Raw genomic sequence first — 14,948 nt, 5'->3', positions numbered from 1 at the left:
ATAGCGCTCTCATTACCGACCGTTATCTCGGTGCGAACGCCTGAAACATCGATTCAACGCGAGATCACTGGATCGGTCAATGTCTCGCCGTACGGAATGAGTTTTTACTTCAGGCGACCGCTCGAAGTTGGCCAAATAATACTTGTCTCGCTTCCGCTTCCGACGCAAATGAGGCGTTTCGACGAAAAGTCGGATGAATACTCGGTCTGGTCGGTCGTTCGCTTCTGCCGTTCCGTACTGATGAACTACAAAGAGGCTCACCAGATCGGCGTCGCCTTCACCGGGAAAGATCCGCCGCCGGGCTACCTTCGAAACCCCTTTTGCCTTTATGAAGCTTCGGGATACGATGGTGACGAGTTCTGGAAAGTCACGGAAACCGGTTCGACAATGAACCGACGAAGACACCTGCGCTATGCTCTTCCGATCAGTGTCACTCTTGATGTTTGCGATGCGGACGGCAATGTCACCGCGCACGAGCAGACCGTTACCGAAAACATAAGTGTTTCCGGTGCGACCGTTTACACGAGCCTTCCGCTTAAGGTGGGCGATTTTGTTAAATTCCAGTCGGTTGAATATAATGTGACTCTGGTCGCCGAAGTCAGAAACGTCCGCACCGGAACCGATGGAATGCCGCGGGCACATTTGAGGTTTGCTGACGGTGCATTCCCGCTCGAAGGAATCGACCGGTCCTAAGCCCTGTGAAATCAAAACGCGCCCCCATTTGGTATACGCCGCCGCTGGTTATGGACGGCGTACGGCTATTTATCCGCGGCGTCAGCAGAATCGCCTGGCGCATCAAATACCGCGGAACGGAGAACATCAAAAACCTGCCTCAGGGCGCGCTTTTGATCGTCGCCAACCACCAAACCTATATGGATCCGTTCTGGATCTGCTCTCCGCTCAAACGAAAGTTCCGATTTATGGCGTGGGATCGCGCCTTCGGTTGGCCCGTGATCGGCCAGATCATCAAGTTTCTCGGGTCGTTTCCGGTGAACACCGCGTCGGGCAGGACAAAAGACGTTTTGCGCGAGTCGCTCGGCGCGCTCCGCGACGGCGCGACGCTCTTGATCTTCCCCGAGGGCGTGCGCGAATTTGCCGACGGACAACTCCTGGAATTCAAAACCGGCGCGGCGCGGATCGCGGTCACCGCAAACGTTCCGATTTTGCCGGTGACCGTACGCGGCGCGAATCGCGTCTGGCCGCAAGGTTTCGGATATCCGCGGTTTCGCAAGGTCGAGATCGTCTATCACCCGCTGCTCCTGATCGAAAAACCCGCGGACGGCAAAATCACGCGGGAATTTCTTGAATCACAGACCGCACGGATCGCCGCGCTCATCGGTTCGGAATTGAAAAGCTAATCCTGCGGCGGATCGGGACGATTCTGCTGTTCCCGCTGCAATTCCAGCGCACGCCGCAGTTTCTTGCGCTGTGCCGGGGTCATCTTTCTCCAAACATCCGGCGGGATCGTCTGATTCGTTCGAGGGTCGCGCGCCGGACCGACCTCGCCGGGCGGCGGCGGACGATCCGTCACTGCCGGATCGGGACGCGCATTCGGCGGCGTCGGGACCGTTTGCGCATCGACCCTGGCATCGGACTTCGTTGCATCCTGCGTTTTCGAAACTACCGGCTTCGGGCCATCTTTGACCGTTTCGGCCTTCGCTTGATTCGCCGGAAGACTGTTGGATTCCGCCGTCGTCTGATTCGCGACATTCGCGTTCGTCAATGCGACGTTCGTATTCTCGTTCGAATCGTTCGCCGCTGCGGTCTTTCTCTCGACGTTCGCATTCGAAGCCGTGTTCACGTTACCCGTCGACGGGCCGAAGACATAAGCCGCGCCCGCCGCGCCGCCAAGCAAAACCAGCCCGCCGAGGGCGGCGCCGATTGCCAAACCGTGCCGCTTCGGCTTCCCGGCCGCAAGGTCGTCCGACCGAACATCGGAACGCATTTTCGTGACTTTGGATTCGCCGCCGGAGAGCGCTACCGTGTGGATCTCCGATTGTTTGCGACCGGTCTCGACGTCGGACTGCAATTGCGTGTTCTGAGTAAAAAGATTCGTTTGCGGTGCGCCTTCAACAATCGTCGGCGCTGCCGCAAAGCTCTCTCCTCGGGCCGCTGCCTCGAGCATCGACTTCATCTCCCGGGCCGTCGCCGGACGCTCGTTCGCGTTGAGCGACATCGCCCGCTCAAGAACCTCCGAAACGCCAACCGGAACTTCCGGTCGAACCCCGGCGATCGCCATCGACGGATCCGGCTTGTCGCTGAGAACGTTCATCGCCCGCGTCAACGCGTCGACCGGCGGACTTCCGGCGAGCAAGTGATAGAGCGTCGCCGCGAGACTGTAGAGATCGCTGCGCGGATCGGTCCCGGTTCCCTGGATCTGCTCGAGCGACGCGTAATTCCTCGAATATCCGAAAACGCTCTTCGCCGCCGTCGCCGATTCCGGGTTGGTCGTATTTCCCTTCGCCAAACCGAAGTCGAGAAGAACGACCTGTCCCTCAGGCGTAAGTTTCAGATTCTGCGGTTTGATGTCGCGATGCACGACCGGCATCACTTGAGAATGAAGATAGTCGAGCGCATCGAGCAGTTGATCGGCCCAGTTCAAAACATCTCCGACCGGAAAAGCGCGGCCGTCGTTCTCGATCTGTTCGGAAAGGTCCTCGCCGGCGATGTATTCCATCACGATGAACTGGCCGTTGCCCTCGATGAAATGATCGCTGACGCGCGGCAACGCCGGATGCCGGAGACTGTTGAGGAGTTTCGCCTCGCGTTCGAACGCCTTTCGGAACTTGTCGTCGGTGAAAAGCGTCTCCTTGATCGCCACGGTGCTTCCGAAGCGTTCGTCGGTCGCGATGTAAACCGCGCCCATTCCGCCCTGTCCGACCTGTCGAACGACCTTGTACCGATTTTGTAAAACCTTTCCCGCTTCGATCATCGTTGCATACCCGAAAACTGCGGACATTTTACTACATTTTCGAAAAAAACCGAGGCGGACTCCTGAAAGCCCGCCCCGGTTGGTTCGATCGGTCCCGTTGCGATCTATTTGTAAACGCTTGATCCGACCTTCGCCAGATTGTAAACATCGGCCAACGTGTTCAATTCATATCGAACGCGGCTCCAGTTCGCCTCGGTTGTCGCGCCGAAACGGTAATTCTTCATATTCTTGTCAATGTCGCTGGCGATATTCAGGCAGCGGCGAACTTCTTCCTTGTTCTCGATCCAAGCGTCTCGGCGATCGAATTCACGCGCGAGTTCATCGGTCGCAGCTTCGAGATCGCGCGCTCGCTTCATCAGCCAATCTTCGCGGCTCGAACCGTCAAGCTTGCTCCGGTCGAGCGATTTGTCGTAGTTCTTTACGAAGTTGTCAACGCGGTCCTCGACGCGGTTGATGATCGCCTTCACCTCCGCTTTCGACTTGAGTCTTCCGCGCGACTCACGCCGGCGCTGGGCGTTGCTGACATCGGCAAACGTCAAGACCATAACCACCGCAAACAAACCCAACAACATATTTCCAAAGTGCTTTCTCATTTTTCTTCTCTCCTTTTTTGATCTTTACTGCTTAACTTATTATTTCTCAGTAATCGTTCGGCGAATCTCGTTCGCACGGTGTTCTGACGCGAGAGGTTTGTGGATAGTCGAAGAAAACCGGTAAAAAAAACAATAAAATAATTCTCGTAACTTATTACGCAAAAAGCAGTTTACGTCAACGTCAAAGCGATTTTGGATTTGTGATTTCGGATTTTGGATTTGCGATTTTGGATTTCGTTTGAAGCTCACCTTGACGTTCAAGGAGTTGCCGTCAGATAACGGCCAATCCGAAATCACAAATCCCGAATCCCGAATCGTCAGTGCCATTTCTCGGTCATATCGCACCAGATCGCGAGTCCGCGCCAGCGTCCGAACTCTTCGTAAAATAATGCAATTTGCTTGTCGTCGCAAACGTCGCCGTTGTTGTGCTTTTTGTAGAACTGGGACCGCAGCCACGAATCGAGCGCGAGACCGTCGTAACGACCGACGAGTTTCAGGAGGTTCTCGGCGGCGTAATCGCCGACTCCCTTGACCGTCTTCATCGCTTTTTTCAGTTCCGGAGTCGGCAATTCGGAATCGAGCCAGCTTTCGGGATCGAGCGAACCGTCGGCGACCTTCTTCGCAAGCTCGGCAAAATACGGCGAACGATAGCCGGCGCGAATTTCGTCACGATAGAAATCGGACGAAGCGGCGGCCATCGCGTCCGCGGTCGGAAACGCCTTCTGACCGGTCGAACTCGCTTCGCCAAGTTTTTCAACAAGATTCGAGACCATCGATTTGGTCAGCGCCCAGGAACAGTTCGTCGTGCAGATGGTTTTCACGAGATCCTCGAAAACCGTCGGCGAGCGAAGCAATCGGCCGGCATTCATTTCAGATACCCATTTCAATCGCTTCTGCCGATTAGTCAGCCGATAAAATTCGTCAAGCTCTTCGTCGAGCCTGAAGATGTGTCGGACATCGCGAATCAGGCGCGAAGGATCAACGAGTTCGGCTTCGGCATCGATGACGAGTTTGTCATCCTCCACGAAGATCGTCGCCTGAACCGGATCTTTATCGACATCCCTGAAAACACCGCTCAACTTCCAGTTCTCCGCATCGAGCCGGAACGGAGCGAGGTCGTACCAGCCGTGACTGAAAACTGCCGTTCGGAAATTGAAGTCCGACGGCATCTCAAGATTGATTCGTTCGACCATAGCGAGTAAAGTTTAGGCCGATACCGTTTTTTCGACAAATCCGCGGTTTTCTTTCGGCCAAACCGGATTTTGCGTCGTCTAAGTCTCCAGCAGAAACGATTCGCATGGTTTTAGTAATTGGGTTCGGTCGAAAAAAAGACTTGTCTTGGCAACGTCGAATCCGATAGAATTGTAAAACATCATTAAACGGCGCATTCCCAACCGGTCGTCGTAAAGACATAATCAGTAGTGTTTATTTCGAGTAGATCTTTAGGAGGAAAGGGTATGACAAGCGAGCGTATGCGCCTTTGGTCAAGAATTCTGGGGGCAAGTTTCGTTATTTTCACGGTTCTCTTCCCGGTTTTCGGGCAGGACGACACGGATCCGAATTCACCGACGCCGATTCTGATCAGCGAGGAAGGTTCAACAAGGGCTTTGGCGACAACGCCGGCGAAGATCGGACGGACCAACCTGGCGAAGATCGAATCGCAGGCGTTTCGGCCGGAATCGAAGGTAGTCCTTTACGTGACGAATATCGAACTGATGAAGGGCGAAGGGGCGAACGCGTTTCGGGTTTACGCCGAAAGCGCGGACGGTCGGACCTATCGCTATCCGGTAACCGACATCAAACCGTCGGATCTTTATCCAGGAGTGTTCGCTCTGACGTTCGAACTCAAGGATCAATACGGATTCTGGGAACCTCCAACCTACGGCGACGTCTTGCTTTCGGTTACCTGGCGCGGTCTTGTAAGCAATCGCGTCAAATTAGGTTACGGAAGCATGGGCGGGAATTTGCCCGAAGACGAATTGGCCAAGCCGACGCCTCTTGATGATTACGTTTTCAAGACACCGGAAACGCCAACCTCCGATTATGTCGGAGCTCGTGCTCCGGGCGACCGCGTTCGCTTTATGGAGCAGGCGACATTCGGGCCGACCCAGGCGCTCGATAGTTGGCTCAAACGATTCGGTATCAAGACCTGGCTCAACAATCAGTTTGAAATGCCTTATCCGTCGGCCGCGAACCCGTATCCGAATCTTCCGCTGAAACCGATCAACGCACCGGCGGATTGCGACGGCGAGCAAACCACGGTTCCCGATGTTCCGGTCACGTGCGCCCGCGACACATATACGATGTATCCGATCCAGGCGTGGTTTTACAAAGAAGCGTTTTATGGAGAACCGCAGCTTCGGCATCGCGTCAATTGGGCGCTAAGCCAGATTTGGGTGATTTCCGGATTCAACGGCGACACGCAGCAGGCGAGCCATATGATCGCTTACCATCAACTGCTGAACAAAAACGCATTCGGCAACTGGCGAACTCTGATGACGGATATGACGCTCAACCCCGGAATGGGCAACTATCTCGATATGATGCGTTCGACGCGAACAAGCCCGAACGAGAATTACCCGCGTGAGGTTCTGCAGCTCTTCAACATCGGGCTGTTTATGCTCAACCAGGATGGCACGGTCCAAACTGACGGCCAGGGAATTCCGATTCCGACGTACGACCAAAACACCGTCAACAATTTTACCAAGGTCTTTACCGGTTGGCGTGATTGCCGTGCGGCCGACTTCAATGCGAGTTGCCCGAACGCGCTCGCCGGCACCGTCGATTATAAGGATCCGATGACGCTCGCCACGGCGAACCACGATCTGACGGCAAAAACGCTCCTGACCTATCCGGGTTCGACGACCACCAACATCTTGGCCTGTTCGGGGTGTACGACCGCGGCTCAGATCGGCCCCTATGCGAATAACTCGCTGAATCAGGCGCTCGACAACATCTACAATCATCCGAATGTTGCACCGTTCGTCAGCAAATTGCTTATTCAGCAACTCGTGACAAGCGATCCGACTCCGGCATATGTCGGACGCGTGGCGGCAGTTTTCAACGCCAACCGTTCCAGCCAGACGCAGTTGAGGGAGGTCATCAGGGCGATCCTTCTCGATCCGGAGGCGCGCGGCGACGTCAAGACCGATCCGCGCTACGGCAAACTTCGTGAACCGGTCCAGTTGTTGACGAACGTCCTGCGCAATTTCAATGTTGCTTCGGCCGATCTTGCGACCCAGAGCGATGGCAACGTCAACCGCTTCGTCTCCGGTCTCGGACAGGACGCTTTCCGCTCGACGACCGTCTTCAACTATTATTCGCCCGATTATGTCGTTCCCGGGACGACTCTGCTCGCGCCGGAATTCAACATTTATACGACGAGTACATCGATCGGACGTGCGAATCTATTCAATCTGTTTGCGTTCAGTCAGGTCAATATCTCGAATCCTGACACACCAACGGGCACGAGAGCGAACTTTACCGATCTCGCCGCGCTCGCCGCGGCGGATACGACGAGCAACCGACTGCTCGATCATCTGAACACTCGGATGATGCACGGCACGATGTCGGCGCAGATGAAATCCACGATTCAGACGGCTGTCAACGCGGTCGCATCGTCGAGTCCGTTGACGCGTGCGCAAACGGCGGTTTATTTGATCGCGACATCGTCGCAGTTCCAAGTGCAGAGATAGGAGAGGTGAAAATAATGAAACAGAACAGAAGAGACTTTTTGATCAAATCGGGTTGCGCCTTGAGTATGACTGCACTGGCATCGCAGATGCGTCACTTCGGAATGATGAGCGCGCTCGCTCAGGAAGCCAAAGACGCCCAAGACGGTGCCGTTCCAAGCGATTACCGGGCACTCGTGTTCATCCAACTCTCGGGCGGAAACGATGGCAACAATACGGTCATCCCGAATCATAACGACGCCTCGATCAGCAATTACAATGCTTATTTCACTGCGCGGAACACACAGGGACTGGCGTTGGCGCAAGCCACGCTTTTACCGATATCGGTTCCGCGTTTGGGAGGCTTGACCTATGGACTGCATCCGGCACTCGGACCGCAGACCCCGGCGACCAACATCGTCAACAATGGGATCCACGAACTTTGGGCATCGAACAAGATGGCGATCGTCGTCAATAACGGGACGCTGGTCGCGCCGATGACAAAGACACAATACCAGAACGGCTCGATCCAAAAGCCGTTTCAATTGTTCTCGCATTCGGACCAGGTCTCGCAATATCAGGGCGGCCGTAGCGACACGGCTTCGTTCACCGGTTGGGGCGGTCGGATTTCCGATCTGCGCACGGCTCCCGATAACCCGGGCGGATTGGTTCCGATGATCACTTCGATCTCCGGTGCGCAGCTTTTCACATCCGGGCAAACGACGCTTCCGCTCGCGATCGCGAACGCCGGGACTTCGCTGGCGAACGTCCTGAACCCGCAAGGATACAATACGACGGCCGCTTCGCAGGCGAGACTTCTGGCGTTCAACCAGCTTCGGACTCAAGATCTCAGCTCCGAAATCGTTGCCGCCGCCAGCGGAATTACCAATTCGGCGATGCAGGCGAACGCCGTTTTTCAGGTTTCCCAGGAAGTTACGGTCCCGTTTCCGACGACATCGATCGGCCAGCAGCTGAAGCAGGTCGCGCGGGTCATCAAGAAACGGACCGATCTCAGCGTCAATCGCCAGATCTTCTACTGCCAGCTCGGCGGTTTCGACACGCACAATGCCCAGTTGGCGAATCAGAACAATCTGCTTGTTCAACTCAGTCAGGCGATGCGTTCGTTTTATGAGGAGATGGTTGTCCAGGGAATCGGCGACAAGGTCACGCAGTTCACGATGGCGGACTTCTGCCGAACGCTCAATCCGGCCGGCTCCGGCGCGATCGTCGGCAGCGACCACGCTTGGGGAAATCACCACTTCGTTGTCGGCGGCGGCATTGTTGGAGCTGACTTCTATGGCGGCACGCGACCGGACGGCTCCGGCAATTACTATCCGACACTGACGTTCAACGGCCCGGACGACGCCGACAGCGGAACCGGAGCTCGGGGACGCTGGATCCCGACCACTTCGGTCGAACAGTACGCGGCGACGCTTGCCCGTTGGTACGGATTGCCGGACGCGAATATGAATGCAGTGTTTCCGAAATTGACAAACTTCCCGACGTCCAATCTCGGGTTTATGGGACCAGCGTAGCGATTTTGGATTTTGGATTTTGGATTTCGGGCTCTCAGATTTGAGGGCCCGATTTGATTTGGGAATTGGGATTTGGGATTTGCGATTTGCGATTTGCGATTTGAGAACTGGGATTTGGGAATTGGGATTTGCGATTTGCGATTACCTGATCTGCGGCGAGTCAGTACCGCCTGCGTGAGCGGGCGGGCAACCGTTGGGATTTGGGATTGCGGATTTGGGATTGCGGATTTTGGAGGGGCGTCGTGCGGCCGCCGTTGCCCGCCCGCTCACGCAGGCGGTACTGACTCGCCGCAGATCAGGTAATCGCAAATCGCAAATCCCAATTCCCAAATCCCAAAATCCCAAATCCGCAATCCCAATTCCCTTGACTCTCAAATCTTCCAAACCTAAACTCTAAGTGCCGTGAATTTACCGAATTATCTGACATTGGCGCGTATCCTCGTCGTTCCGCTTCTGGTCGTCGTGCTGCTCACGTCGTTGTCGGATAAGTGGTTTGGAATCAGCGGTTACGCGTTTGCGATCGTCCTCTTTCTGCTCGCTTCGTTCACCGATATTCTCGACGGGCATCTCGCACGGCGCCGAAATCAGGTTTCGAATCTCGGAAAACTGCTCGATCCGATCGCCGACAAACTCCTTGTTTCGGCCGCGCTCATCGTCTTGGTCGAAAAACATCTCGCGCCGGCGTGGGCGGTCGTCGTCATCCTCGGCCGCGAATTCATCATCACCGGATTGCGCTCGGTCGCGGCAACCGACGGGATCGTGATTCAGGCACAGTTGAGCGGCAAGATCAAAATGTGGGCTCAATGCGTTGCTATCGTGGCCCTTCTCGTTGCCGGCGCAAACGGCAATCCGCCGGTCTCGAACTTCGGCTGGAGTTTGCCGACGGTCCTGTTTTGGCAGGTCGCCGAGGTTCAGGTCGCATTCTCCAATCTTCTCAGGTTTTCTCTGACGTCCAACGACTGGAAGGTCTTCGGCTACCTTGTCGGACGCGGCGCGCTCTGGGTTTCGGTCGGGCTCGCCGTCTGGTCGTTGTACGACTATTTCCGGTTCTTTATGCGGGAATCCAACCGCCGCCGGCAAGACCTCGCGGAACGCGCGGCCGAAAACGAAAGAAGCTGACGCGAAGGACGATTGACACTTCGCCGGATTCAACTTAATTTGAATCCATCTTCTAGTTCCGGATAGATTCGATGTCAAAACAATTCTCCGCCGCGATCTTCGCGCTCGTCATTTTTGCCTTTGCTTTTCCGCCAACCGGCGCGCACGCCGATAACGCGATCCAGGTCGTCCGGTTTGCGGAGAGCTTTGACTCGGTCACCGCGCCGGCCCTGCCCGCCGCCTGGTCCACCTCGTCGACCGGAACCGGCGCCGGTTTCGCCACGACAACGAACAATCCGGACACCGTCCCGAACGCCGCGTTCTCTCCGAGTCCGTCGACGACGAGCAGCGCCGCGCTGACGTCGCCCCCGATTCTCATAACCGGCGCGACCGCGTTGCTCAACTTCCGGCACAAGTATGCATTGGAGACGACCTGGGACGGCGGCGTGCTTGAGATCAGCCTTGGCGGCGGGCCATTTCAGGACATCGTCGATGCCGGCGGATTTTTTGTCGCGAACGGCTACACCAACGACTTGAATCCGTCAACGAACCCGATCGGCGGGCGCCGTGCGTGGAGCGGCGCAACGCAGGGCGGATACGTATTGACAACGGTCCGGCTTCCGGCCAGTGCTTTCGGCCAGACCGTGCAGTTCCGATGGATATTGGGAACAAACGACAGTTTCGGCGTCGATGGTTGGCTGATCGATACCGTCAGCCTCGAAAACGTCCCGACCGCCGCGAATTCGAACGCGATCACGATCGCCAACTCCGGAAACGCCAACCCGTATCCAAGTGAGATTCAGATCTCGGGACTCAGCGGTTTCGTGACCGGCGTGACGGTCGCGCTTGAGAACTTTTCGCACACCGCGCCCGACGATGTCGACGTTCTGCTCGTCGCGCCAAATGGGCGAAAGATCGTCTTGATGTCCGATGCGGGCGGCACGAATCCGGTTAACGACATCGATCTGACGTTCGCCGACGGTGCCCAAACCAACCTTCCTGACAGCGCGGCGATCGCGTCAGGACTCTTCAAACCGACCAATTACGATTCCATTGACGTCTTCCCTCCGCCGGCGCCACAAACTCCCGCCAGCGGGACGACGCTCGGCAACTTTTTCGGGATCAACCCGAACGGCGCGTGGCAGCTTTTCATCGTCGACGATACCGGAACGAATTCGGGGGCCGTCGCGGGCGGCTGGAGCCTTGACGTTCGAACGTCGGTCAACGCCTGTCTTTTCAGTCTCTTGCCGGCGGCGCAGAGTTTTCCTGCCGCAGGCGGAAACGGAGCGTTTCAAATCAGCATACCAACGGGCTGCGGTTGGACGGCATCGACGAGTTCTTCGTTTGTTTCGATCACGTCCCCGGCCTCCGGCGAAGGCACCGGAAACATCGGTTTCAGCGTAGCCCCGAACGAAGGGGGCGCGCGGACCGGCCTGATAACCGTCACCGACGGCATCACGACGCGGACCTTTCAGGCGCAGCAAGGTTCGGGCTGTCCGACGTCGATCGCGCAGTCGACGCTGAATTTCGCATCTGCCGGCGGTCCAGGCAGCTTGAATGTAACCGCCGGCGCCGGTTGTTCTTGGTTGGCCACGACGACCGCAACCTGGATCGGGGTCACATCGCCGCAGCAAACCGGCAACGGCACGGCGGCATTCAACGTCGCGCCGAACACGAGCCGCAACGCGCGCTCCGCGTCGGTCACGATCGGCGCGCAAACGCTGACGGTAAATCAGTCGGGGGCGACGGCCACGAAGTTCGATTTCGATGGCGACGGCCGTTCCGACGTCTCCGTATTTCGTTCCGGAATCTGGTATTTGCAGCAAAGTTCGAACGGCTTCGTTTCAACGCAATTCGGACTCGCGACCGACCGGCTCGTGCCTGCGGATTACGATGCCGACGGCAAGACGGATCTCGCCGTCTATCGTGGCGGTGTCTGGTACATTCTGCGAAGCAGCGACTCGCAAGTCGCCATCGTGCAGTTCGGAATTGCCACCGACGTGCCGGTCCCGGCCGATATCGACGGAGACGGACGCGCCGAACTCGGTGCGTTTCGCAGCGGTTCCTGGTATTTTCTCAACCTCTCGAACAATCAGGTTTCGACATCGCAATTCGGCGTCGCGGGCGACAAGCCCGTCGTGGGCGATTACGACGGCGACGGCAAGGCCGACATCGCGGTCTTCCGCAACGGTACTTGGTTCGTCTTGCGTTCGTCGCTTGGCCTGATCTCGGTCCAGTTCGGACTCGCGGCCGACCGTCCGGTTCCCGCCGATTACAATGGTGACGGCCGAACTGACGCGGCCGTTTTCCGCAACGGCGACTGGCACGTTCTTTTGGACTTCCAGAACTATTCGGTGACACAGTTCGGCCTCGCCGGCGACGTTCCGGCGGCGGCCGATTACGACGGAGACGGGCGGGCGGATCGAGCCGTTTTTCGCTCCGGAACCTGGTATCTGCTGCAGTCGACGCAAGGCGTGGCCGTATCGCAGTTCGGACTTGCCGGCGATACGGTGATCCCGTCGGTGTTCGTACCGTAGAGTTGGATCGGTGAGAACTCTCGCGGCGCGAACGGTCGTTCCAACGAGCCGGTCTTGAAGATCTGATGCACTTCCGGCCCCGAATACTGATCCGACCGACAGACTCTGCGATCGCAACCGGAAACGGATTTACAAACGCCTCCGATTAATGCGAAAATCAGTCACTATGAATCGCATACTGACGAGTTTCTTGATAATCGCTCTCGCCTGCGCGGCGGCGTTGGCGCAACAGCGTCCGCTGCTCACCGAAGACGTCGATATCACGAACACCGGAGCGATCGAGGTTTCGGCCGGCGTCGATTTCTTGCAGAATGTGAAGTTTCCGCTCTCCGGCCTCAAGGGCGATCTGACGCGCGTTGCCGACATCCGCGTGCGGCAGGGTTTCGCACCGAACGTCGAGATTCAGATCGAAGGGACGATCCAGAATTTTCTTGCCATCAACTCGCAGTCCACGCCGTCGCCGATTCCTTTGAACATCGCCGGCAACTCGACCAACGATTTCGATGATTTCATAGTGTCGGTAAAGGTCAAACTCCGCAACGAGTCCAAGAATCTGCCGGCGATCGGAATGAAGTTCGGATATCAGATGCCGAACACCGATCAGGCGAGGGGCATCGGCACGAACACGATCAATATTTTCAGCAAGGTTCTGCTGCAGAAAAAATTCGGCAAACGGCCGAACCGTTCGCCGTTGGCCAACATTTTCGGCAACGTCGGTCTCGGGATAATGACCGCGCCGCTCGGGAATTTCAGCCAGAATGACGTTCTGCTTTACGGACTCGCCGGAATTTTTCGCGTCAACGACCGCATCAATTTGGTCAGCGAAGTGAACGGCCGGGCCAACACGCGAAGTCGCGGCGCGCCGCTCGGAACCGAAAGCGTCGGCCAGTTTCGCGTCGGCGCACAGATTCGTGCATCGGGTTTGCGGTTTGATACCGCTGCGGTGTTCGGCCTGACGAAATATAGCCCGCGCACCGGCGTCACGTTCGGCGTAACGTACCAATCGCCGAAGATCTTCAAACCGGCGCAGTAGTTCTGAGTCCGGCGTGCGGCGGGCCGTGCAAGACAGATCTCAAATGTTCGAGCTTTCTCCACAGACATTCGAAGAATTTCTCGCCGAATCCGAAAAAGGGAACGTCGTCCCGGTGGTTCGGAGCGTTCTGGCGGATCTTCAAACGCCTGTCAGCGCCTTCCTTCAGATCTCCGCCGGAGCCTCGCAGTCGTTTCTTCTTGAGTCGGTCGAGGGCGGCGAGCGCATCGCAAGGTATTCGTTTCTCGCCGCGAATCCGTATATGACCGTCAGTTCGAAAAACTCTCTGACGACGCTCGAAAAGGACGGGTCCAGAAAGACATATCCGGACCGGACGCTGGTTGATTTTCTACGCATCCACTTCAAACGCTACAAACTCGCGCGCCGCGAAAAGCTTCCTCCCTTGTGCGGCGGCGCGGTCGGTTTTTTCGGCTATGACACGGCCCGTTGGTTCGAACCGGCACTCCGCAAAAAAGCGCCGTCGGCACGGATCGAGGCGGCCTGGATGTTTTTTCGCAATATGCTCGTCTTTGATCGTCTTCGGCAGCGGATCGAGATCGTCGCGACCGTCTTCACCGACGATGCCGACGGTGATCCCGCGCGCCTTCGCGAACTCTACGAGAGCGCCATCGCCGAAACCGCATCGGTCGCGGCGAAACTGCGCGAACGCCCGTTGGCGATATCGACCGCCGCAAAAAGACCCGACTCGAAGCAGTTCGTTTCGAACTGGAAAAAAGGCGATTTCCTGGCCGCGGTCGAGACGGTCCGCGAACATATTCTCGCCGGCAACGCCTATCAGGTCGTGATCTCGCAAAAGTTCAAACGCCCGACCGGGGCCGAACCGATCAACATCTATCGCGCGCTCCGAACGACGAATCCGTCGCCTTATATGTTCTTCGTCAATCTCGGTTCCGAAACCCTGATCGGCGCATCGCCCGAGATGCTCGTCCGTTGCCACGGCAGGAAGGTCGAATACAGGCCGATCGCCGGAACCCGGAAACGCGGAGCGACGGAGACTGAAGACTGGATGCTGGCCGAGGATCTGCGTTCCGATTCAAAAGAGATCGCGGAACACGTGATGCTCGTCGATCTCGGACGCAACGATCTCGGACGCGTTTCGGAATACGGCTCGGTCGAGGTCGCGGAACTGATGAAGATCGAGAAATACTCGCACGTCCAGCATCTCGTGACCAGCTTGCGGTCGCGACTCGCAAAGGACCGCGACCGGTTCGATGCGCTCGCCGCGTGTTTTCCGGCCGGAACCGTTTCCGGAGCGCCGAAAGTCCGTGCGATGCAGATCATCGATGAACTCGAGCCCGACAGTCGCGGAGTCTACGCGGGAGCGATCGGCTATATCGATTATGCCGATAATCTCGACACTTGCATCGCGATCCGCACGATCCGGCTCAAGGACGGAAACGCTTCGATTCAGGCCGGCGCCGGCATCGTCGCGGACTCGGTTCCGGAAAAAGAATACGAAGAGACGATCAACAAGGCGCGGGCGTTGGTCAAAGCGGTCGATTTGGCGGAGAATTTTGACGAGGAGTAAGAC

Annotated in this window: 11 protein-coding genes; 8 read left to right on the top strand and 3 right to left on the bottom strand. The window is 57.0% G+C overall.

Annotation, left to right across the window (positions count from 1 at the left end):
- Positions 1-30 precede the first annotated feature (30 nt).
- On the top strand, positions 31-693 hold the full coding sequence (locus IPN69_16260) for a PilZ domain-containing protein (GenBank protein ID MBK8812264.1): 663 nt from the start codon (positions 31-33) through the stop codon (positions 691-693).
- Between the two features lie 5 nt (positions 694-698).
- A complete protein-coding gene (locus tag IPN69_16255) occupies positions 699-1,358 on the top strand; it encodes a 1-acyl-sn-glycerol-3-phosphate acyltransferase (protein ID MBK8812263.1) in 660 nt (219 codons plus the stop codon).
- Here the strand turns inward: IPN69_16255 and IPN69_16250 are convergent.
- The 3 genes from IPN69_16250 to IPN69_16240 form a co-directional block, all read right to left on the bottom strand.
- On the bottom strand, positions 1,355-2,959 hold the full coding sequence (locus IPN69_16250; GenBank protein MBK8812262.1) for a protein kinase: 1,605 nt from the start codon (positions 2,957-2,959) through the stop codon (positions 1,355-1,357). The two genes, IPN69_16255 and IPN69_16250, sit on opposite strands and share 4 nt — an antisense overlap.
- A 77-nt stretch (positions 2,960-3,036) precedes the next feature.
- Positions 3,037-3,525 (bottom strand): hypothetical protein, encoded by a 489-nt coding sequence (locus IPN69_16245; GenBank protein ID MBK8812261.1) that lies wholly within the window; start codon positions 3,523-3,525, stop codon positions 3,037-3,039.
- 317 nt (positions 3,526-3,842) lie between these two features.
- Positions 3,843-4,718 carry a Fe-S cluster assembly protein HesB gene (locus tag IPN69_16240; protein MBK8812260.1) on the bottom strand — a complete coding sequence of 292 codons (876 nt, stop codon included), beginning with the start codon at positions 4,716-4,718 and terminating at the stop codon, positions 3,843-3,845.
- A gap of 264 nt (positions 4,719-4,982) precedes the next feature.
- On the opposite strand from IPN69_16240, the gene IPN69_16235 reads away from it, so the two are divergent.
- The 6 genes from IPN69_16235 to trpE all read left to right on the top strand — a co-directional run bounded on the left by IPN69_16235 (position 4,983) and on the right by trpE (position 14,945).
- On the top strand, positions 4,983-7,220 hold the full coding sequence (locus tag IPN69_16235) for a DUF1800 family protein (protein MBK8812259.1): 2,238 nt from the start codon (positions 4,983-4,985) through the stop codon (positions 7,218-7,220).
- 14 nt (positions 7,221-7,234) lie between these two features.
- Complete coding sequence (locus tag IPN69_16230; GenBank protein ID MBK8812258.1) at positions 7,235-8,731, top strand: DUF1501 domain-containing protein; 1,497 nt, start codon at positions 7,235-7,237, stop codon at positions 8,729-8,731.
- 402 nt (positions 8,732-9,133) lie between these two features.
- Complete coding sequence (gene pgsA / locus IPN69_16225) at positions 9,134-9,850, top strand: CDP-diacylglycerol--glycerol-3-phosphate 3-phosphatidyltransferase (GenBank protein MBK8812257.1); 717 nt, start codon at positions 9,134-9,136, stop codon at positions 9,848-9,850.
- A gap of 71 nt (positions 9,851-9,921) precedes the next feature.
- Complete coding sequence (locus tag IPN69_16220) at positions 9,922-12,366, top strand: hypothetical protein (protein ID MBK8812256.1); 2,445 nt, start codon at positions 9,922-9,924, stop codon at positions 12,364-12,366.
- 166 nt (positions 12,367-12,532) lie between these two features.
- Positions 12,533-13,399, top strand: a complete 867-nt coding sequence (locus IPN69_16215; GenBank protein MBK8812255.1) for a hypothetical protein — start codon at positions 12,533-12,535, stop codon at positions 13,397-13,399.
- A 43-nt stretch (positions 13,400-13,442) separates the two neighbouring features.
- Positions 13,443-14,945 carry an anthranilate synthase component I gene (gene trpE, locus IPN69_16210; protein MBK8812254.1) on the top strand — a complete coding sequence of 501 codons (1,503 nt, stop codon included), beginning with the start codon at positions 13,443-13,445 and terminating at the stop codon, positions 14,943-14,945.
- The last annotated feature ends 3 nt before the right edge of the window (positions 14,946-14,948 follow it).

This window comes from Acidobacteriota bacterium (assembly GCA_016715115.1).
Lineage (GTDB): Bacteria > Acidobacteriota > Blastocatellia > Pyrinomonadales > Pyrinomonadaceae > JAFDVJ01.
This window is presented reverse-complemented; position numbering and strand designations above follow the sequence as displayed.